The organism is Paracoccus gahaiensis (assembly GCF_005048225.1).
In the GTDB taxonomy this organism is placed as follows: domain Bacteria; phylum Pseudomonadota; class Alphaproteobacteria; order Rhodobacterales; family Rhodobacteraceae; genus Paracoccus; species Paracoccus gahaiensis.
This window is the reverse complement of the sequence record NZ_SUNI01000001.1, coordinates 105,051-124,966: the sequence shown is the minus strand read 5'-3', so window position 1 is coordinate 124,966 and position 19,916 is coordinate 105,051. Positions and strand designations below refer to the sequence as shown.

Here is a 19,916-nt window from a genome sequence, read left to right as displayed (position 1 = left end):
CGACCCCATGCCCAAGACCCCGCTGCAGGCGCCTTCCTCCCAGACCGAAGGTCCGGTCATCAGCGGGATCGGCTGCCGGGTTCCCGGGGCGCGGGGGCGGGACCGCATGTGGCAGGTCCTGCGCGACGGACGCTGCACCATCGGGACCTTGCGCGACGGGCTGTTCGACCCGGACCTCTATGCCGACCCGTTCCAGAACCGCCGCGGCAAGGCCTATTCGCTGGCCTCGGGCCAGCTGGACGACGTCTTCCGGTTCGACGCGGGCTTCTTCGGCATCACCCCGCGCGAGGCCATCGACACCGATCCGCAGCAGCGCCTGATGCTGCAGACCGTGTGGGAGGCGATCGAGGATGCGGGCCTGTCGCCGCGCGATCTGGCGGGGCCCCGCACCGGGGTCTTCGTCGGCGCCTCGCTGGTCGAGAACCTCTGGCCCTATTATTCGGACACGGCGCGGTCCGGCTCCAGCTTCTCGCTTGGCAACACGCTGTGCATCATCGCCAACCGGGTGTCCTCGGTCTTCGATTTCGGCGGACCCAGCTATGTGCTGGATGCGGCCTGCGCCTCGTCGCTCTTTGCGATGCACCAGGCGTCCGAGGCGATCCGGACGGGCCAGGTGGACACGGCCATCGTCGGCGGGGTGCATGTGCTGATGACGCCGGGGGGCTTCGTCGGCTTCTCGCAGGCGCGGATGATGTCGCCCACCGGGCTGTGCCGCACCTTCGATGCCGGGGCGGACGGCTATGTCCGGTCCGAGGCCTGCGTGGCGCTGGTCCTGCAGCATCCCGACGTGGCCGACCGGATGATGGCGCGGCGCCGGGCACGGTTGCTGGCGACCGGGGTGAACACCGATGGCGGGGCCTCGGCGCTGACCGTGCCCTCGGCCGCGCGTCAGGAAAGCCTGCTGGACGAGGTGCTGGACCGCAGCGGCTGCGATCCCGACGACCTGTCCTTCTACGAGGCGCATGGCACCGGCACCCAGGTGGGCGACCCGGTCGAGGCGCGGGCCATCGGTCAGGCCATCGGCCAGTTGCGCCGCGCGCCGCTGCTCCTCGGCTCTGCCAAGACCAATTTCGGCCATGCCGAGCCTGCGGCGGGGCTGGTCGGCCTGGCCAAGGTGCTGCTGGCGATGCAGCATCGCGCCCTGCCCGCGTCGCTGCATTTCAGCTCGCCCAATCCGAACATCGACTTCGACGGGCTGAACCTGCGGGTCAACACCGCGCTGCTGCCGCTTGGGCCGGGGCGGCTGGTGGCGGGGTTGAACTCGTTCGGCTTCGGCGGCACCAATGTCGCCGCGATCCTGGCCGAGGCGCCGCCGCCGGCGCCCCGTCTGCATCCGGTCGCCCTGCCCCCACCGCCCGAGGCCCCTTGGCTGCTGCTCTCCGCCGCCTCGCAAGGCTCGCTCGACCGGCTGGCGGCGGGCTGGGCCGGGCGTCTGCGGGATGTCCCCGAGGCCGAGGGTGCCGCCCTCTGCGCCGCTGCGGCCGTGCGGATGGCCCTGCCGCACCGGCTGGCGCTGCCGCTGCCGGAGGCGATGTCTGGGGGACTTCTGGCGGAGGAGGAGGGTCCGTTGCGCGGCCTCGCGGGTCGGGGACAGGCGCGCGGCGTGCTGGCCTTTCCCGGCAATGGCGCGCAGGTGCCGGGCATGGGCGTCGCGGAATACCGCCTTGATCCGATCTTTCGCGCGACCTTCGACGAGGTGGCCGATGCCATGGCCGCGATGGGCGTCGGTGATCTGGCCGGACTCCTGCACGCCCCCGATCTGGCCGAGCGTCTGTCCAGCCCGCTGGTCGCCCAGCCCCTGCTGTTCGGCCTTCAGATCGCGCAGGCGCGCAGCCTGCTGGCCGCCGGGCTGGATTGCGACGCCGTGATCGGCCATTCCGTCGGAGAGATCGCGGCCCTGCATGTCGCGGGCTGCCTGGATCTGAGGGCGGCGGCCCGCATCATCGTCACCCGGTCCACCGCCTTCGAGGCGCTGCGGGGTCAGGGCGGCATGGCCGTGCTGGCGGCGTCCGAGGCCGATGTGACCCGCGCAATGGCCGGGCTGGACCTGCCCGATCTGGCCATCGCGGCGGTGAACAGCCCGCGCTCGGTCACGGTGGCCGGATCCGAGGCGGCAATCGCGCGGCTGGCGCGGGTCAGCATCGCCGGCAAGCGGCTGCCGCTGGTGCGTCTCAAGGTCGAGATCCCCTATCATTCACCGCTGGTCGAGCCGCTGCGCGACCGTTTCATGGCCGATCTGGCGGGCCTCGTCTTTGCGGCGCCCCGGATGCAGATCGGCGCTTCGGCGCTTGGCCGGGTAATGCGGCCCGGCGACATGGGGCTGGACTATCTGTGGCGCAATGCCCGCGACCCGGTGCGCTTTGCCGATGCCGCGGCGGCGCTGGCCAAGGACGGGCCCTGCCATCTGGTCGAGGTCTCTCCCACCCCCGTCTTTCCGGGCAATATCCGCGACATCGCCCGCTTCGGCGGGGTTGCGCTGGAGCATTTCCAGCCGCAGCCACCGCAGGACGGCACCCCCCCCGGTCGGCAGGCGGCGCGGGCCTGGGTGGCGGGCGTTCCGGTCCGCCCCGAGGCTTTGGGCGGGTCCCGCAGCGGCCCCGCCCCGGACATGCCGGCCTACCCGTGGGACGAACAGGATTACCGGACCCAGCCGACCCCCGACGGGCTGGACGTCTATGGCGCCGCCGGTCCGCGCCCTCTGGCCGGACGCCGGGCCGAGGTCGATGCCCCCCTCTGGGTGACGGACATGACCCCCAGCCATCCCGCCTGGCTGGCCGATCACAAGGTCGGCGGGCGGATCGTGCTGGCCGCGGCCACGCTGGTCGAGATGGCCCTGGGCGCCGCCGCCAGCCTCTGGCCCGACCAGCCGCTGCAGCTGCTGCATTTCGACATCCTCGCCCCCGCCGTGATCGAGGGCGACGGGCTGCGGATCCGCACGCGCATCGACGAGGCTTCCGGCGCCCTGACCCTGCAGATGCGCCCGCGCCTGTCCGAGGTGGCCTGGGTCGCGCTGGCCCGGGGCGTAGTCCGGCGCGGCACCGCCCTGGCCGCCCCGCATGCACCCTCGCGCCGGGGCCGTCCGCAGGACCCCGAGGATCTGTACGATGATCTGGCGGCGGTGGGCCTGGACTATGGCCCGGCCTTCCGGCGCATGGCCGCGCTGCAGACGCTTGGGGCCGGCTCGGTCCGGCTGCAACTGGCCCCCGCTCAGGTCGCGCGCCGCTTCCTGCTGGACCCGACCGCCCTGGACGGGGCGTTTCACGGGCTGGCGGCCATCCTGCCCGCTTTGCGCGACCGGACCGATCCCGCCGCGCGCGAGCTGGCCGGGCGGCTGCACGAGGGGGCGACCCTGCTGCCGACGCGGATGGGGCATCTGCAGCTGTACCAGCCGGGCGTGGTCCCGCATCTGGCCCAGATCACCCTTACCCGGCATCGGAGGCGCTCGCTTCTGGCACGGATCGCGCTGTTCGATGCGCAGGACACCCCGGTCGCCGTGATCGAGGATGCCGAATTCTCGGTCGTGCATCTGGATGCGGCGACGCGCATCGCGCCCCTGCGGCTGATCGACCGCCGCGTGCGCCTGCGCCTGCCCGACGATCCGGTGCGACTGCCCCGCAAGTTCAGCAATCCGGCCCGGCTGGTGGACCGGCTGACGCGCGATCACCCCGGGCGTCCCGGTCCGCTGGACGTGGCGCTGTCGTCCCTGCGTGCGGCGGTCGAGGCCGGGCAGGGCCAGGACGCGGCGCTGGCCCTCGCGCTGCATCAGGACCCCGATCTGGCGGACGATCTGCGCGCGATGATGATCGCCGCCGAGGGGCGTGATCCCCGCGACACCGCGCTGCACGGGCTGGTCCGGCGGCGGCTCTGGTCCCATGCGGGCCGGATCCTGCGCGATCTGCTGCGCCTCTGGCCCCAAGGTCAGCGATGCTCTCTGCTGATCCTCGGTCTGCCCGATGTCGCCCTGCTGCGTGAACTTGCCGATGATGCGCGGCTGGACGACATCCGGGTCGCGGCAGCGGATCCGGGCGATCGCAGCCTGCTGGTGCAGGTCCTGCCGCCCGACCTGATGCCCTGGGTGACCGACAGCCCGGCCCCGGGGGGCAGCGACCTGATCCTGATCGCGGGGCCGGTCCCGGCGGGGGGCATGGTTGCCGAGGCGCTGGCCCCGGGCGGCCTGGCCCTGGCGCTGCGGCCCGCGGGTGCCCCACAGATCGACTGGCCCGAAGGCGATCTCGAGGCGGAGGGTCTGACGCTGCGGCTGTCCGCCTGGCGGCGGACCCCCGACCCGATGCCCGCGCAGGTGGCGCAGATCGCCCTCGACCTCGGGCCCGCCGCACCCCTGCCCGAGGATCTGGCCGCCGCACTGCAGGGCTGCAAGGCCGAGGGCAAGCCCTCCCACCGGGTCCTGACCCATCTGCATCGCCCCGGCATGGACCTGACCCAGGGGCTGGTCCGTGCCATGATGGCCGTCAAGGCTGCCCTGTCGCAGCCCGGCCCGCCGATCCTGCTGATCGCCGCCGATCCCGACAACGATCCCGATTTCGCGATCCTCGCCGCCGGCCTGCGCTCGATCATGGTCACGGCGGCGAACGAGGCCGGGGCCTTGGCGATCCGCCTCCTGACCCTGACCGGGCCCGCCCCCGACGCGGCGGCTTTGGCCCGGCTGATCGCCCTGACCGAGGCCGAAACCGCCGCCCATTCTGGCCGCGACGGCCTGACAGCGGATCGCGTGCAGCCCCTGTCGCCGCGCCCCGACGCGGCCCCCGCCCTGCATCTGGATCAGCGCGACCCCGGGCGGCTCGACAGCCTCGGCTGGCAGCCCCTGCCCCTGCGCGCCCCCCGCGCCGGCGAGGTCGAGATCGAGGTCGCCGCCACCGGGCTCAATTTCCGCGATGTCATGTCCGCCCGGGGCCTTCTGTCCGAACGCATCCTGGATGCGGGCGCCTCGGGGGCGGGGATGGGCATGGAATATGCCGGAACCGTCCGGCGCGCCGGGCCGGGGGTGGACCTGGCTGCGGGCACGCAGGTGATGGGCTTTGCCGCCTCGGCCTTTGCCACCCGGCTGATCCTGCCCGCGGCCTCGGTCACGACCCTGCCGGACGGGATCGACCCGGACGCGGCGGCGGGCCTGCCGGTTGCCTTCGTCACCGCATGGGAGGCCTTGCGCAATCTGGCCGCCCTGCAGCCGGGCGAGACGGTGCTGATCCATGGCGGCGCCGGCGGGGTGGGCCTTGCGGCGATCCAGATCGCCCGGCTGGTCGGCGCTCGGGTCTTCGCGACCGCCGGCACGCCCGAAAAGCGGGCGCTGGCGCGGGCCACCGGGGCCGAGGCCGCCTTCGACAGCCGCGATCTGGGCTTTGCCGCCGATCTGATGCGCGCCACGGGCGGGCGGGGCGTCGATGTCGTGCTGAACAGCCTGTCGGGCGAGGCGATGGCGCGGTCGGTCGACTGCCTAGCACCCTTCGGCCGCTTCGTCGAACTGGGCAAGCGCGACTATCTGGAGGGCACGCAGATGGACCTGCGCCCCTTCGCCCGCAACCTGACCTATTTCGGCATGGATCTGGACCAGCGCCTGGCCGCCGATCCGGATCGGGTCAGGGCGATCCTGGCGGCCCTGCGGGCGGCCTTTGCGACGGGCGCGCTGCGACCGGTTCCGGTCACCCCCTTCCCCGCCGAGATGGCCGAAGAGGCGTTCCGCCACATGCTGGCCGCGCGGCACAGCGGCAAGATCGTGATCCGCCCGCCCTGCCCGCGCCTGCCGCTGCGCCGGCCCGTGCGCGACGCTTGGGTGATCCTCGGTGGCACTGGCGGCCTGGGCCTTAGGCTGGCGCGCTGGCTTCTGGATCAGGGCTCGGCCCATGTCCACCTGCTGTCGCGCGGCGGAGAGATCCGCCCGGGCAATGGCCGGATCGGGCGATGGGCGCAGTCCGCCGCGACCGTCTCGGTGCATGCCGTCGATGCCACCGATCCCCGAGCGATGGAAGCGTTCCTGGACGGGCTGCAGGGACAGCGGGTCGGCGGGGTGATCCATGCCGCGATGGTCCTGCGCGACCGGCTGCTGCGCGATCTGGACCCGGTCGAGGCGGGACAGGTGATCCGGGCCAAGCTGGGCGTCGCGCAGGTGCTGGCGGGGCTGCTGCGGCAGGGCAGGCTGGCGCCCGACCATGTGGTCCTGTTCTCCTCGATCGCGGCCTATCTGGGCAATCCGGGGCAGGTCGCCTACAGCGCCGCCAATTGCGCGCTTGCCGCTCTGGCCCGGCAGCTGCGGGACGAAGGCCATCCGGTCCGCGCCCTAGGCTGGGGGGCGCTGCGCGACGCGGGCTATCTGACGCGCAACGCCGCCGTGGCGCTGCAGCTGTCGCGGATGGAGGGCTTGGGCTTCCTGTCCACGCCGCAGCTGCTGGCCGAACTGGGCGCCGCGCTGCGTGATCCCCAGCCCGGCGATCACGTCCTGGCGCCGCTGCACTGGGGACGCCTCGCGCCCCTGCTGCCGGGCCTGGGCAGCGCCATGTTCGGCAGGCTGGTGGCCGAAGGCGCCGCCTTGGCCCGGGCCGAGGGCGAGCTGGCCGACCGCCTGCGCCAGCTGGACTGGCCCGCCGCGCTGGCCTTGGTCGAGGCCGAGCTGCGCGACATCCTGTCGGCCATCATGCGCCTGCCGCCCGACCAGTTCGACCCGCATCGCCCCTTCAACCGCTATGGCATCGATTCGCTGATGGCGATGGAGCTGCGCCTGGACATCGAGCGCCGTTTCGGGACCGCCCTGTCCAGCCTGCCCGTCACCGAAGAGATGACCGCCGCCCGGCTGGCCGCCGTCATGGTCGAGCGCATCCGGACCGAGGGCGATCCCGGCGCCGCCCCCCCGCCCGGACCCGAGGATTCCGAATGACCGACCCCGCGATCTCTTACGGCCCGCTGCTGTTCAACGACCCCCGGATGGGCATGCGCGTGCGGCCCGCGCAAAGCGGGGACATGGCGACCCGCGCCGCCATGCGGATCCTGGACGACATGCTGGCCCGGCCCGGAAACCGCGCGATCGCCGCGCCCGCCATCGGCCTGCCGCTGCGCTATCTGGCCCTGCGCCGGGGCGCCGAGCTGCTGCATGTGCTGGGGCCGCAGCTGTCGGCGGCCTCCGGTTTCCACCTGAACCGGGCCGAGACCACGCCCGCGACCGGCCCCATGCGCCGCCATGCCTGGCGCGCGGCCAAGGTGACGCTGACGGGCACGCAGCCCTCGGGCCTGCCGGTCTCCGAGGATCTGGACGGGGCGCTGGCCATCTCGGTCCAGCAGGCGATGGAGCTTCTGGACAGCGGCGCGCCCTTCGACTGGATCACGCCGTTTCACCGCAGCTGGGCCGACAGCGCCAGCCCGGTGATCCGAGCCCGGTCCGAGGGGCTGAACCGCGCCCTGCATCTGGCCCCCTGGCGGGGCGATGCCGAAGTTGCGGGACCGCTCGTCGCCCTGGACCCGCAGCGGGTGCAGGTGCTGGACGATGCCGGCGCCCCCGTCGCCGTGCTGGATGCGGCAAACCCGTCGCGGCCCCTCTGCGCCCTGGGGCGCCGCTGCCTGGGGATCCTCAGCGCCACATCGGCGCTGCAGAACGTGATGGTCCTGACGCCCGGCCTGACCCCGCTGGCGGTGGCGCTGCTGTCGATCCTGCCCGATCTGACCCTGCACCACGGGCCCGGCTGGCCCCTGCGCGCCATGACCGCGCTGCAGCTGGCCTCGGGCTGCCGGGTGGCATCGCTCAGCGATCCGACCGCCGACGAGACGGCCCCCCGCATGGATGCGATCCTGCTGGAGGGCGATGCGGACTGGCTGCACGGGGCCGAGGCGCCGGCCCTGATGCGCGGCCATGCGCGTCGGCTGACCGGGGGGGCCGCCGTCCTGCTGGTCTGCTACCCCGGCCCCGCGCCGAAGGTCGAGGATCTGCTGCAATCGATCTTTCCGGCCCTCTATGCCCTCGACGATCCCCAGGCCGGCACGATCTATGTCGCCGCCCGGGCACGGCTGGACCTGCCCGCCGCCTGCAGCCGGGCCATGCGGCGGGCGGGCGAATGGCGCCAGCCCGAGCTGCTGCGCCAGGCCACCGAGGGCTGGCAGCTGATCGTCAAATCCGGCGAGCGGCGGGCGCCATGACCGGACCCGCAGCCCCGATGCCCTCCGCACCCCTGCCGACCGTTCCCGCCGCGACCGAGGTCCGCCATGCGTCCCGGCCCCGGATCCTGTTCTTGCACCTGACCGGCCAGGGCCAGTTCCAGTTCCTTGGGAAATGGCTGGCCGAACAGGGCTGGGACGTGACCTTCGCTCATGGCGGCGTTGACAGCATCGAGGACGCTGACGGCTGCCGCATCCGGCGCTTCCGCCTGCGCGACACCGCGATCCCCCGGGGCGATTACCGGCATATCCTGGACCATGCCGCCCAGAATTGCCGGGGCGCCACTGAGCTGATGTCCCGGATGCGCCATGCCGAGGGGTATGTGCCCGACATCGTGATGGCGCATGTGGGCTGGGGGGTGGGCCTGGGCGTCAAGCTGGTCTGGCCCGACTGCCGCTACATCGCCTATCACGAATGGTATTACACCGACCGGAACTGGGACAAGGGCCGGGCCGAGCGCCCGGTCGAGGTGATGGATCAGGTCGCCGACCGTATGCGCAACCTGCCCATCGCCGCCGAATTCGACCTCGCCGATGCGCATTGGTGCCCGACCCGGTTCCAGGCCAGCCGCTTCCCGCCCGCCCTGCGGGACCGCATGACGGTGCTGGCCGATGGCGTCGATTGCGCGCTGCACCGCCCCGATCCCGATGCCCGGATCGACTTCGATTGGGTCGGCATCCCGCGCGGGCAGCCGATCCTGACCTATGCGACCCGCGGCATGGAGCCGCTGCGCGGCTTTCCCCAGTTCCTGCGCGCAATCGAGCGTCTGCAGCGTGAGCGACAGGATTTCCACACCGTCATCCTGGCCAATGACGCGGTGTCCTATGGTTCGCGGCTGCCCGCGGGGGACAGCTGGTGGCTGCGGATGATGGACCAGCTGGATCTGGACCACCGCCGCCTGCATGTGAACGCGATGCGGCCGCGCGCGGAATATGCGACGGTCCTGCAGGCCTCGACCGCGCATGTCTATTTCACCGAGCCCTTTGTCACCTCCTGGTCGCTGTCCGAGGCGCTGGCGATGGGGTGCCTGGTCGTCGGATCGAACACGGCCCCGGTCCACGAGATGATCGCGGACATGGAGAACGGGCTGATCGTCGACATGGACGATGCCGACGAGGTGGCCGAGACGCTGGCCTGGGCCATCGACACGCCGGATCAGGCGCAGGCACTGCGCCGGGCGGCGCGCGACCGGATCCTGGCGGAGCAGGACGCCCGGCATGTCTTTCCCGCCAAGGAGGCCTTGCTGCGGTCGATGCTGGCGGTGCCGCCGCATTAGGGTCAGGATGCATTGATTTTCGTTGCGCTGCGTGATTCACGGCCCGGAAACGGAGCGGTGACATGAGCGACCTTTTCTGGCTGACTGACGCTCAGATGGCACGCATTGCCCCCTTTTTCCCGAAGTCACACGGCAAGCCACGCGTTGATGACAAGCGTGTTCTCAGTGGGATTATCTTCATTGTCCGCAATGGCTTGCGCTGGCGTGATGCACCCTCCGCCTATGGACCCCACAAGACGCTTTACAGCCGTTGGAGGCGTTGGAGCGGAAAGGGCATTTTCGCTCGGATGATGGCCGGCCTCGCGGCCGAACATGGTGAAGAGAAGACCGTGATGATCGACGCCACATACCTGAAGGCACATCGCACAGCGACCAGTATGGCCGTCAAAAAGGGGGGCGTGGTCGCCTGATCGGTCGGACCAAAGGCGGCATGAACACCAAGCTGCACGCCATTTGCGACAGCCAGGGCCGACCGCTCGACCTGTTCATCACCGCCGGACAGGTGAGCGATTATATCGGCGCACGGGCGCTGCTCGGCAGCTTGCCGAACGTCAAATGGCTGCTTGGCGATCGCGGTTATGATGCTGACTGGTTGAGAGAAGCGTTGCGGGACAAAGGGATACGCGCCTGCATCCCCGGTCGGAAGCAACGCAAGACGCCGATCAAGTATGACAAGCGGCGCTATAAGCGGCGAAGTCGCATCGAGATCATGTTCGGGAGGCTCAAGGATTGGAGGCGAGTGGCAACGCGATACCACAGATTTCCAAAGGTCTTCCTCTCGGCCATCGCCCTCGCAGCAACCGTCATCTATTGGTTATGAATCCTGACCCTAGAGGATGACCGCCTGCGACCGGCCCGCCGCCTTGGCCTGGTAGAGCGCCTTGTCCGCGCGGTCCAGAAGATCCGAGGCCGAGTCCGTCTCTCCCGGCATCCAGATCACGATGCCCAGGCTGGCCGAGACCTGGCATTCGGTAAGCTCGGGCGGCGTCAGCAGGCGGATGGCGCGGATGATGCGCTTGGACAGATCCTGCAGGGCCGACCGCGAGGTCATCCCCCGCATGAGCAGGACGAACTCGTCGCCTCCGACCCGGGCCGCCGTATCGGCCTTGCGCACCTGCTGCTTGAGGACCGCCGCCACGCGATAGAGCAGCTCGTCGCCCGCCAGATGCCCCAAGAGGTCGTTGACCTGCTTGAAATGATCGAGATCCAGATGGATCAGCGCCACGGGAACCGCTGCATCCTCTTGCCGGTGCCCGTTCAGGCGCAGGGCCTGCGCCAGTTCCAGATCCAGCCCGCGCCGGTTGCGCAGGCCGGTCAGCGCGTCGGTCTGCGCCTGCAGCACGGCCTCCTGACGGGCCTCGGCCAATTGGTCGTTGAACCGCGACAGGACGTGCAGGACGCCGCGATTGGCCTCGCGCAGGAACATCAGCTCCATCGCCAGATCCGAGGGGACGAAGTCGTCATCCGTCAGCTCCGCCGCCCGGATCGCCCGGTGCAGGCTGATGCCGAAGCCGAGGTTCAGCAGCATCGCCCCCGCGCCATCGCGCACGCCATGACCCCGCAGGATGATGTCGCGCGTGTTCAGGATGCGCAGGATCAGACGGCCCTGGCCGTCGACGGCCTCCTGGATGGCCGCCAAGGGGCAGGTGCTGCGGCCGGGCCGGGCATTGACCAGGCGCCCCGGCAGCCCCGCCTGCAGATCGGGCGCCAGCTTCGCCAGCGTCGGTCCGACCGACAGCACCGTGCCATCGTCGCGAAGCCGCAGATGCATCGGCAGGAACCGTTTCAGCGCATCGAGGGTCAGGGCCGTTCCCCCTGCCGCGCTCATGGCACGATCCCCGGCCCGGGGGAGCCGTAGAGCGTGAACTGACGTCCTTCGGCAAAGGAATGGTCGCAGATATCGACGCGGATCGCCGTCTCGTGGACCGAGATGAGGCACAGCGCCCCGTAATCGTCGGCCATGCCCCGCAGCAGCCCGACCAGGATGTGCTGCCAGCCGATTTCCGGCCGCGACGGGGTCAGCCAGATCGCCCCATCGTCCACGTCGACCTGCAGAAGCGGCACGTCGACGACCGGCAGGACCAGACGCGCCCGGCCGGGCAGTTCGTCCAGACGCAGCAGAAAATCGTCGAAATCGCGCCCGGAGAAGCGAAGGAGCCTGCGGATCGGCTCGATGCGCGTCAGCCAGGCCCCCAGATCCTCGTAGAGGTCGGGCAGCGGCTTGGACAGACGCTCGGCCGCGAAGGCGAGCCCGGCGGTCGCAAAGCCCGTGACCGGCGTCTCGGGAGCGGCCATGCTTCTGCGATCGTCGCGGATCATCTGCGCGAAGTCCTCCCCATAGGTGCTGCGCAGGAATTCGGTGATGGTGCGGTGGATGAGCCGGTTCATGTCGTCCTCGATTCGAGACGACGTTACCGAGCCGGTCTTAACAAATCCGGAACGCGCGCCGGAATTTCGTCAATCGGCCTCCCATCCATAGCTTCCCGGCCCGGCCAGCGCCGTGCGGGCGGTCATGATCTCTTGCGGCCTGATCGACAGCGCCTCGGCGAAGCTGCAGATCCGCGCATCATCCTCGACGATGAAATCCAGCAGATACAAGGCGATGTCCGGACGCTCGGCAATGTCGCGCAGATCGGCGGGGCGCAGGCCCGAGCCGTCCATGAACTGCGCCAGATCCTGCGGCCGATCGACCAGCATCACCAGGATCTGCATCGCCAGATCGCGCGCCTGTGCCTGCGAAACAGCCATGAGCCTCTCCTTTTCCTGTCGGGGCGAATGCCCGGAAACCCTTTCTTAAGCATTTGCTGCGAAGTTGAAATGAAGATGTCGCATATGGCTGGATAGGGCGATGACAGCACGGATCCTGGTGGCGGATGGCACGGCGACGGTTCGGATCACCCTCAAGGTCCGGCTGACGGCTGTCTGCCATGATGTCGTGGCCCTGGGCTCTGGCGCGCAGCTGATGGCGCAGCTGGATCTTGGGCGCCCCGACCTGATCATCCTGGGTGACGGTCTGGCGGACGGGCCGGCGGTCGCCTGGTGTCGCAGGCTGGCTGCGGACCCTCGGACCTGCGACATCCCGGTGCTGATGCTGACCGGCCCCGACCAGCGTCTGGCGGCCCTGCAGGCGGGTGCGACGGCCACGCTGGATTCCAATGTCGATGACCAGATGCTGATGGCACGCATCCGCACCATCCTGCGCGAGGTCGATCTGCCGCAGACCGTTTCCGGCATGGCCGAGGCGCAATCGGGCTTCGATCACGCGCAGCGCCCGTTGATCTCGCTGATCGCCAGCCATCCGAGCCGCGCCCTCCGCTGGCGGCAGATGCTGTCGGACCGGATGACCTGCCGCTTCGAGGTTCAGGACCCCGACCAGGCCCTGAGCGCGGCGACGGCGGGGCGGACGGCGGATCTGTATCTGATCGCCGCCGATCTGCGGGCGCGCGGCGACGGGCTGCGCCTGCTGTCGGAACTGCGGTCGCGGCCGGGGTCACGGGATGCGGGATTCGTGATCGCCATCGCCCCCGACCGGGCCGAGCTGGCCAGCATCGCGCTGGATCTGGGAGCGGGGGATGTGATGCCCGACTGCCTGACCACGGCGCAGGCCGCGCAGGCCGCGGCCATGTCCCTGCAACTGCTGCTGTCGCGTAAGACCCGCAGCGATCAGCGGCGGGCCGACATGGACCGGCAGATACGGCTGGCGATGATCGATCCGCTGACCGGGCTCTACAATCGCCGCTATGCCCTGCCGCGCCTGGCCGAGATCGCGCAGCAGGCGGTGGCGGGCGGGCGGCATTTCGCAGTCTTTGTCGTCGATCTGGACCATTTCAAGACCGTCAATGACCGCCATGGGCACAGCGCCGGCGATGCCGTCCTGTCCGAGATGGCGCGCCGGCTGCGCGAGGCCCTGGGCAGCGAGGGCCTCGTCGCCCGCATGGGCGGCGAGGAATTCCTGGGCGTGCTGGACGACTGCCCGCCACACCGCGCCCATCCCGTCGGCGAGGCGCTGCGCCGCGCCGTGCAGGATCGGCCGGTGGCGCTGCCCAACCTGTCGGGGGGCGGCCTGATCCCGGTGACCGCCTCGGTCGGCCTCGCCTGTGGCGGCCCCGAGGACATGGACGGGGGCGACCAGCTGGGCCGGCTGGTGATGGAGCGTGCGGACCGGGCATTGCGCAGCGCCAAGGCCTCGGGCCGCAACCGGGTGGTCAGCGGGCACAGGGAACGTGCGGCATAGGCGACCCTTCCCTTGCCACGGCCCGCCGGCTAGAATGCCCGGCGATGCGGGATCGTGTCCCGCCGGGCAAGGAGCCTTCGCATGACCCAGATCCCGCAGCCCGATATCGATGCGCCCGAACGCCCCACCGGACAGGCGATGCTGCGTGGCGCCCGCGGGCGCTGCCCGGCCTGCGGCGAGGGGAAGATGTTTTCCAGCTATCTGAAGGTCGCAGACCAATGCCCCTCGTGTCACGAGGATCTGTCGCATCAGCGGGCCGATGACGGGCCGGCCTATCTGACCATCCTGATCGTCTCGCATCTGGGGGCGCCGCTTCTGCTGGCCGCCTTCATCGCCTGGCGGCCCAGTGCGATGACCCTGCTTCTGTCCTTCAGCCTCGGCGCGATCGTGCTGTCGCTGGCCCTGCTGCCGCTGATCAAGGGCGCGATGGTCGGACTGCAATGGGCGCGGCGGATGCATGGTTTCGGCGGGCGGTCCAGCGGCGTCGGCGCGTGAACCCGGCTCCCGACATGCCGATCCGCGATGCGGCGACCGTTCTGGTGCTGCGCCGCGACGACAAGGGCCCCTCGGTCCTGATGGGGATGCGCGGCGCTGCGGCGGCCTTCATGCCGTCGAAATTTGTCTTTCCCGGTGGCGCCGTCGATCCCGGCGACGCGCAGGTGGCCTTGGCGCGGCCCCTCGATCCGGTCTGCCGGCATCGCCTCCAGCTGGAGGCGGGGCTGTCGCCCGAGGCGATCGCCGCCGCCGCCCTGCGCGAACTGGCCGAGGAAACCGGCCTGCTGATCGGCCAGCCGGGCAGCGCGCCCTGCCCCTGGCCCGGGCATGCGGCGGCGGGGCTGGTCCCGGATGCCGCGCCGCTTGTCTATCTGTTCCGCGCCATCACGCCGCCCGGCCGCCCGCGCCGGTTCGACGCGCATTTCTTCGTCACCGATGCCACGGCGATCGCGGGCGATCCCGACGATTTCAGCGCCGCCTGCGACGAGCTGTCCCATCTGCACTGGGTGCCTCTGGCGCAGGTCCGCCAGCTTGACCTGCCCTTCATCACCGAGGTGGTGCTGGCCGAACTGGCCGAGCTGATCGACGGTCTGCCCGCGGACCGGCCGCTGCCCCGGCCCGACACGGTGCCCTTCTTCGACAATCGCGGCCCCGCGCCGGTCTTTCGCCAGATCGCGTAGCGCCGCTCAGCGACCGGTGAAGACCGGGCGGCGCTTCTGCAGGAAGGCCGCGACCCCTTCGGCGAAATCGGCGCTGCGCCCGGCCTCGCCCTGCAACCGCGCCTCCAGATCCAATTGCGCCGGCAGATCCTGCGAGAACGAGGCTGCGAGCGCCTCGCGGATCGCCAGAAACGCGCCGGTCGGCCCCTGCGCCAGCGCCTGAGCCCGGGTGGCGACCCCTGCGGCGAACTCCTCGTCGGGAAGGGCCTGCCAGATCAGGCCCCAGTCGACCGCCTGGCGCGCCGTCACCGGTTCGGCGAACAGCATCATCCCCATCGCCCGGGCCAGCCCCACCGCGCGCGGCACGATCCAGGTACCGCCCGCATCGGGGATCAGCCCAATCCGCGTGAAGGCCTGGATGAAGCTGGCGCTCTCGGTGGCGATCACCACATCGGTGGCCAGCGCCAGATTGGCCCCCGCGCCCGCCGCCACGCCGTTGACCGCCGCGATCACCGGGACCGGGCAGGTGGTGATCGCGGCCAGCATCGGCTCGTATTCGGCGCGCAGCACCGCCTCCAGATCGGCGGCGGCCCCGGCATCGGTCAGATCCTGCCCCGAACAGAAGCCCCGCCCCGCCCCGGTCAGCACCACGGCCCGGACCTCGGCTGGCAGCGTGGTCAGGGCCTGCGTGATCTCGGCCCGCATGGCGCGGTTCAGCGCGTTCATCACGGCCGGCCGGTCGAGGGTCAGCGTGGCCACGCCCTCGTGGATGTCGAACTGGATTGTCTGGTAGCTCATGATCCCTCCCCGATGTCGGGGGGATCATGGCAGAAACGCGCCATCGGGAAAGCGCGACTTGGCGTCAGTTGCCGCGCATGATCTCGTCCAGGCGCTTGGCCTCGGCGGGGTCCAGCGCCGCGACCTCGGGCGTGGGGCGGTTGCGCGCGCGCAGGAAGCGCGCCGCCGCAAGTGCTGCCAGCACCGCCATCAGCGGCCCGGCCATCCACAGGATCAGGTTGCTGCCCGTGGCGCGGGGGTCGAACAGCACGAACTCGCCGAAACGGTCCACGACATTGTCCAGCACCTCGTCATTGCTGTCGCCCGCGACCAGCCGCTCGCGCACGAACAGCCGCAGGTCGCGGCTGATCGGCGCGTTCGATTCGTCGATGTTCTCGCCCTGGCAGACCGGGCAGCGCAGCTGCTGCGAGATCTGGCGGGCGCGGGATTCCAGCCCCGCGTCCTGCAGCACCTCGTCGGGCTGCACGGCCAGCGCGGGCGCCAGCGGCGCCAGGGCCAGCGCCATGACCAGCGCCAGTCGGGTCCAGAGCCGCGTCATTCCGCCGGCACCGTCGTGTCGCGGCGCACCGGGCGCGAGGCCCCTGCGGCCACGCGATAGCGCCGGTCGGTCAGGCTGATCAGCCCGCCAAGCGCCATCAGGATCGAGCCCGCCCAGATCCAGCTGACGAAGGGCTTGATATAGGTCCGCACGGCCCAGCCCCCGCCCGCCTGCTCGTCGCCCAAGACCACATAGAGGTCGCGCCAGAAGCCGTAGTCGATCGAGGCCTCGGTCGTGGGCATGCCCTGCACCGGATAGACGCGCTTTTCCGGGGTCAGCGTGGCGACGGGGCGGCCGTCGCGGCTGGCCTCGATGGTGGCCATCTGGGACAGGTAGTTCGACCCGTCGACGCGCTGGACGTCGCGCAGCACCAGATCATAGGCGCCGACGCGGAAGGGCTGGTCGACCTGCGCCACGCGGACATCCTCGCTCTGCCAAGCCTGGACCAGCGCCACGGCGATGAAGGTGATCCCCAGCCCGGCATGGGCGGTGGCCTTGCCCCAATCGGCGCGCGGCAGGCGCAGCAGGCGTCCCGCGCCCGAGTTGCCGGTGCGCAGCCACAGTTCGGCCAAGGCGCCGAAGACCAGCCAGGATCCCAGACCCGCGCCGATCACCGCCAGCCCCGAATTGCCGGTCGAGACGGCAAAGACCAGCACCATGATCGCCGCCGTCAGGATCAGCGCGCCGCGCAGGGGCCGCAGGGTGCGGGCCAGCGTCGCCCGCTTCCACGGCAGGATGGACCCCAGGGGCAAAGCGATGGCCAGCACGATCATGAAGGGCGTGAAGGCCTGGTTGAAGAAGGGCGGGCCCACGGACAGCACGCGGCCCCAGACCATTTCCGCCACCAGCGGCCAGATGGTGCCGATGAAGACCACGAAGGCCGCGACCGCCAGCAGCACGTTGTTCAGGACCAGCGCCCCCTCGCGCGAGACGGGCGAGAAGACGCCCTTGGCCGTCATCTCGGCCGCCCGGAAGGCGTAGAGCGTCAGCGCGCCGCCCACGAAGACCGCCAGGATCGCCAGGATGAACACCCCGCGCTCGGGGTCGTTGGCGAAGCTGTGAACCGAGGTGATGACGCCCGAGCGCACGATGAAGGTGCCGATCAGCGAGAAGCCGAAGGCCATGATCGCCAGCAGGATGGTCCAGCTTTTCAGCGCCTCGCGCTTTTCCACCACGACGGCGGAATGCAGCAGCGCGGCGGCCAGCAGCCAGGGCATGAAGCTGGCATTCTCGACCGGGTCCCAGAACCAGAAACCGCCCCAGCCCAGCTCGTAATAGGCCCACCACGAGCCGAGCGCGATGCCGATGGTCAGGAAGACCCAGGCCGCCAGCGTCCAGGGGCGCACCCACCGCGCCCAGGCCGCGTCGACCCGCCCCTCGATCAGGGCGGCGACGGCAAAACTGAAGGCCATCGAGAGGCCGACATAGCCGAGGTAGAGGAACGGGGGGTGGAACGCCAGGCCCGGATCCTGCAGCAAGGGGTTCAGGTCGCGCCCGTCGAAGGGCGGGTTTCCCATGCGCCAGAAGGGGTTGGAGGTGAAGACGATGAAGGCGTAGAAGGCCACGCTGACCGAGGCCTGCACCCCCAGCACCCGCGCCCGCAGGCTGGGCGGAAGGTTGCCCCCGAACAGCGCCGCCGCCGCGCCGAACAGCGCCAGGATCAGCACCCAGAGCAGCATCGAGCCCTCGTGATTGCCCCAGACACCGCTGATCTTGTAGATCATCGGCTTGGCCGTGTGCGAGTTCTCGTAGACCAGCCGCAGCGAGAAGTCCGAGGTGACGAAGGCGATGGTCAGCGCGCCGAAGCTGAGCACCATCAGCAGAAGCTGGGCCATGGCGGCGGGCCGGGCGCTGTCCATCCAGCCATGCCAGCCCTTGTGCGCGCCGATCATCGGGATGGTCATCTGATAGATCCCGACCATGAAGGCCAGGATCAGGGCGAAATGGCCAAGTTCAGCGATCATGTGGGGCATCCTTTGCTGCGCCCCAGCATAGGGATGTGACGAAGGAGGGGGAAGCCCCCCCTTCGTGGGACCGCGGTCAGTTCCCCGTGTGGGGCTGCGGCCTAATCGCGCAGCGAGGCCTGCCAGTCGCGCAGGGCGGCATTGTCGGTGAAATCCCCGGCGGGCGCGGCCTGCGCCACGGGGGCGGTCTGGGCGGCGGCGTGGGGGACGATGGTCGTCTCCTCGGTCACCCGGGCGGGCCAGACGCGGTGGCGGAAATGATGTGCCTCGCGCGCCCCGAAATAGAAGCCGACGATGGCGCCCAGCAGCCACCAGAGCGGTTCGGGAACCTGCTGCAGCCCCTCCATGCGCAACCCGAAGCCGTCCGGTTCGACCATGGCATAGATGAACAGCCCCAGGGTCCCGAGCGCCAGCAGCGGACGCGGCAGGCGGTTCAGCCCGTTCACGAAGCCGTCGAACCAGCCCTGACGCGGGACCATGAATTCCTGCCCGGCTTGGGCGAGCGCGCGGGCATGGGCCTCTTCGTCCAGTTCCATCCGGCGGGTGGCGTTCTGGGTGAAGACCTCGGCCATGCCGGTGGCGGCGCTGCCTAAAGCGGTGACGGCGGGGGCGACCCCCAGAAAGCGGTCGATCAGGCCCATGCGGATGTCCTCTGGCGGTGCTCGGCCTCGGTCAGGCGATAGCGGGGGGCGATGAACTCCTCGGCGCGGGTGATCCAGCCGCCTTTGCCGCCCGCCTTGGTCCGGGCATATTTGCGGCTGGCGGGGCGCTGATCGGCCAGCGCATAGTAGTAATTGCGTCGCGCGATCCCGTAGGCATCCGCCAGATGCAGCGGCGCGGCCTCGGCCGCCTGATGGACGGCGGCGATCGTCCGGGGGCCGATCACCCCGTCATCGGTGCAGGCAAAGCCCATGCGCGAGACCAGCCGCTGCAGGATCTTCACCGCATTGGCGCCCGCGTTGACATACATGTCGAAGGCGCTGGCCTGCAGGGGCTCGGGCAACTCGGCCAGGCGCGGCTTGCGGAAGTAATGCGCGACGAAGACCTCTTCGGCCTGGGCGCGGGTCAGGGCCCGCACATCCGCCGCATCGACCCGCCCGTCGCCGGTCAGGTCCATCCCCAGGGCGCGCATCGTGCCGATGGTGACGCCGTGATTGGTGGCCCCGCCCGGATCGTCGGGGTCGTTCACATAGCCCCCCTCGCGGGCCACGATCTCTCGGGCAATCTGGTCGACGCTTGGCATGACATCCCCCTTGGCTGGGGCGGCCGGGGATCGGCCGCACCGGGGGATGCTGACGCGGGGGCGTTAACCTTGCGTTAACCCTGCGCGCGTTGCGTCAGCTGCCGGGGTCCTGATAGACACCTGCTTCCTTCAGCGAGTTCGTGACCTCGCGCGGCATGTAGGTCTCGTCATGCTTGGCCAGCAGGTCGCGCGCCTCGAAGCGGCCGTCGCGATACCAGCCCTTGGCGATGGTGCCCTGCCCTTCGGTGAAGAGGTCGGGCCGCGGATCGCCGCCGACATAGGTCACCGGGATCTCGGCTGCGCCATCGGTGATCACGAAATCGAAGGCCACGCCCTCGCCATTGGCGATCGAGCCCTCCTTGACCAGCCCGCCCAGCTGGAAGAACTCGTCGGGCTCGGGCGCCGCCTCGCTGACCTGGCTGGGCGAGCGATAGAGGTTGATGCCGTCGCTGAACCCGTAGCCGATCAGCCCCACCGCCACGACCAGCGCGACCGAGGCCGCCGCCAGCACCTGGATGCGGCGCTGTTTCTTGAGGGATTTCATACCGGCCATT

General features: G+C 70.5%; 16 protein-coding genes. 7 read left to right on the top strand and 9 right to left on the bottom strand.

Annotated elements, in window-relative coordinates:
• Positions 1 to 7: 7 nt before the first annotated feature.
• The 4 genes from FA743_RS00595 to FA743_RS00580 all read left to right on the top strand — a co-directional run bounded on the left by FA743_RS00595 (position 8) and on the right by FA743_RS00580 (position 10,251).
• A complete protein-coding gene (locus tag FA743_RS00595; protein ID WP_136883948.1) occupies positions 8 to 6,886 on the top strand; it encodes a type I polyketide synthase in 6,879 nt (2,292 codons plus the stop codon).
• The gene (locus FA743_RS00590) at positions 6,883 to 8,136 is read left to right on the top strand and encodes a peptide deformylase (protein WP_136883947.1); all 1,254 of its coding nucleotides are present in this window, start codon (positions 6,883 to 6,885) and stop codon (positions 8,134 to 8,136) included. Before FA743_RS00595 ends, FA743_RS00590 begins: the two co-directional genes overlap by 4 nt.
• Positions 8,133 to 9,431 carry a glycosyltransferase gene (locus tag FA743_RS00585; protein ID WP_169308723.1) on the top strand — a complete coding sequence of 433 codons (1,299 nt, stop codon included), beginning with the start codon at positions 8,133 to 8,135 and terminating at the stop codon, positions 9,429 to 9,431. Before FA743_RS00590 ends, FA743_RS00585 begins: the two co-directional genes overlap by 4 nt.
• 62 nt (positions 9,432 to 9,493) lie before the next feature.
• A protein-coding gene (locus FA743_RS00580) for an IS5 family transposase (protein WP_136883945.1) occupies positions 9,494 to 10,251 on the top strand; the annotation gives its coding sequence in 2 pieces (ribosomal slippage) (positions 9,494 to 9,815 and positions 9,815 to 10,251; 759 coding nt in all).
• A gap of 9 nt (positions 10,252 to 10,260) precedes the next feature.
• Here FA743_RS00580 and FA743_RS00575 read toward each other — a convergent pair.
• The 3 genes from FA743_RS00575 to FA743_RS00565 all read right to left on the bottom strand — a co-directional run bounded on the left by FA743_RS00575 (position 10,261) and on the right by FA743_RS00565 (position 12,179).
• Complete coding sequence (locus FA743_RS00575; protein ID WP_136883944.1) at positions 10,261 to 11,259, bottom strand: GGDEF domain-containing protein; 999 nt, start codon at positions 11,257 to 11,259, stop codon at positions 10,261 to 10,263.
• On the bottom strand, positions 11,256 to 11,819 hold the full coding sequence (locus FA743_RS00570) for a heme NO-binding domain-containing protein (protein ID WP_136883943.1): 564 nt from the start codon (positions 11,817 to 11,819) through the stop codon (positions 11,256 to 11,258). The genes FA743_RS00575 and FA743_RS00570 overlap by 4 nt, the downstream gene beginning before the upstream one ends.
• A 69-nt stretch (positions 11,820 to 11,888) precedes the next feature.
• Entirely contained in the window at positions 11,889 to 12,179 is a 291-nt protein-coding gene (locus FA743_RS00565; protein ID WP_136883942.1) for a DUF3572 family protein, read from the bottom strand.
• Positions 12,180 to 12,279: 100 nt separating this feature from the next.
• Between FA743_RS00565 and FA743_RS00560 the strand changes: the two genes are divergently transcribed.
• From FA743_RS00560 to FA743_RS00550, 3 genes are all read left to right on the top strand, one after another.
• A complete protein-coding gene (locus FA743_RS00560) occupies positions 12,280 to 13,665 on the top strand; it encodes a diguanylate cyclase (protein WP_136883941.1) in 1,386 nt (461 codons plus the stop codon).
• Positions 13,666 to 13,746: 81 nt separating this feature from the next.
• Entirely contained in the window at positions 13,747 to 14,160 is a 414-nt protein-coding gene (locus FA743_RS00555) for a DUF983 domain-containing protein (RefSeq protein WP_136883940.1), read from the top strand.
• A 14-nt stretch (positions 14,161 to 14,174) separates the two neighbouring features.
• Positions 14,175 to 14,840 carry an NUDIX hydrolase gene (locus tag FA743_RS00550; RefSeq protein WP_136884392.1) on the top strand — a complete coding sequence of 222 codons (666 nt, stop codon included), beginning with the start codon at positions 14,175 to 14,177 and terminating at the stop codon, positions 14,838 to 14,840.
• A 6-nt stretch (positions 14,841 to 14,846) separates the two neighbouring features.
• Here the strand turns inward: FA743_RS00550 and FA743_RS00545 are convergent, their stop codons facing one another.
• From FA743_RS00545 to ccmE, 6 genes are all read right to left on the bottom strand, one after another.
• On the bottom strand, positions 14,847 to 15,617 hold the full coding sequence (locus tag FA743_RS00545; protein ID WP_136883939.1) for an enoyl-CoA hydratase-related protein: 771 nt from the start codon (positions 15,615 to 15,617) through the stop codon (positions 14,847 to 14,849).
• Between the two features lie 64 nt (positions 15,618 to 15,681).
• Positions 15,682 to 16,155: a cytochrome c-type biogenesis protein gene (locus tag FA743_RS00540; protein WP_136883938.1), complete on the bottom strand. Its 474-nt coding sequence runs from the start codon at positions 16,153 to 16,155 to the stop codon at positions 15,682 to 15,684.
• A complete protein-coding gene (locus tag FA743_RS00535; RefSeq protein ID WP_136883937.1) occupies positions 16,152 to 18,119 on the bottom strand; it encodes a heme lyase CcmF/NrfE family subunit in 1,968 nt (655 codons plus the stop codon). The genes FA743_RS00540 and FA743_RS00535 overlap by 4 nt, the downstream gene beginning before the upstream one ends.
• A 101-nt stretch (positions 18,120 to 18,220) precedes the next feature.
• Entirely contained in the window at positions 18,221 to 18,760 is a 540-nt protein-coding gene (locus tag FA743_RS00530; protein WP_136883936.1) for a holin family protein, read from the bottom strand.
• Entirely contained in the window at positions 18,751 to 19,362 is a 612-nt protein-coding gene (locus FA743_RS00525; protein ID WP_136883935.1) for a holin-associated N-acetylmuramidase, read from the bottom strand. The genes FA743_RS00530 and FA743_RS00525 overlap by 10 nt, the downstream gene beginning before the upstream one ends.
• 94 nt (positions 19,363 to 19,456) lie before the next feature.
• Positions 19,457 to 19,906: a cytochrome c maturation protein CcmE gene (gene ccmE / locus FA743_RS00520; protein WP_136884391.1), complete on the bottom strand. Its 450-nt coding sequence runs from the start codon at positions 19,904 to 19,906 to the stop codon at positions 19,457 to 19,459.
• Between the last annotated feature and the right edge of the window lie 10 nt (positions 19,907 to 19,916).

What these genes read in the sequence shown, in the direction of transcription:
- FA743_RS00575 (WP_136883944.1), bottom strand. Translation starts at nt 11,259, where the DNA reads ATGAGCGCGGCAGGGGGAACGGCCCTGACCCTCGATGCGCTGAAACGG.
- FA743_RS00530 (WP_136883936.1), bottom strand. Translation starts at nt 18,760, where the DNA reads ATGGGCCTGATCGACCGCTTTCTGGGGGTCGCCCCCGCCGTCACCGCT.
- FA743_RS00540 (WP_136883938.1), bottom strand. Translation starts at nt 16,155, where the DNA reads ATGACGCGGCTCTGGACCCGACTGGCGCTGGTCATGGCGCTGGCCCTG.
- FA743_RS00590 (WP_136883947.1), top strand. Translation starts at nt 6,883, where the DNA reads ATGACCGACCCCGCGATCTCTTACGGCCCGCTGCTGTTCAACGACCCC.
- FA743_RS00595 (WP_136883948.1), top strand. Translation starts at nt 8, where the DNA reads ATGCCCAAGACCCCGCTGCAGGCGCCTTCCTCCCAGACCGAAGGTCCG.
- FA743_RS00550 (WP_136884392.1), top strand. Translation starts at nt 14,175, where the DNA reads ATGCCGATCCGCGATGCGGCGACCGTTCTGGTGCTGCGCCGCGACGAC.
- FA743_RS00565 (WP_136883942.1), bottom strand. Translation starts at nt 12,179, where the DNA reads ATGGCTGTTTCGCAGGCACAGGCGCGCGATCTGGCGATGCAGATCCTG.
- FA743_RS00560 (WP_136883941.1), top strand. Translation starts at nt 12,280, where the DNA reads ATGACAGCACGGATCCTGGTGGCGGATGGCACGGCGACGGTTCGGATC.
- FA743_RS00525 (WP_136883935.1), bottom strand. Translation starts at nt 19,362, where the DNA reads ATGCCAAGCGTCGACCAGATTGCCCGAGAGATCGTGGCCCGCGAGGGG.
- FA743_RS00555 (WP_136883940.1), top strand. Translation starts at nt 13,747, where the DNA reads ATGACCCAGATCCCGCAGCCCGATATCGATGCGCCCGAACGCCCCACC.
- ccmE (WP_136884391.1), bottom strand. Translation starts at nt 19,906, where the DNA reads ATGAAATCCCTCAAGAAACAGCGCCGCATCCAGGTGCTGGCGGCGGCC.
- FA743_RS00545 (WP_136883939.1), bottom strand. Translation starts at nt 15,617, where the DNA reads ATGAGCTACCAGACAATCCAGTTCGACATCCACGAGGGCGTGGCCACG.
- FA743_RS00535 (WP_136883937.1), bottom strand. Translation starts at nt 18,119, where the DNA reads ATGATCGCTGAACTTGGCCATTTCGCCCTGATCCTGGCCTTCATGGTC.
- FA743_RS00570 (WP_136883943.1), bottom strand. Translation starts at nt 11,819, where the DNA reads ATGAACCGGCTCATCCACCGCACCATCACCGAATTCCTGCGCAGCACC.
- FA743_RS00585 (WP_169308723.1), top strand. Translation starts at nt 8,133, where the DNA reads ATGACCGGACCCGCAGCCCCGATGCCCTCCGCACCCCTGCCGACCGTT.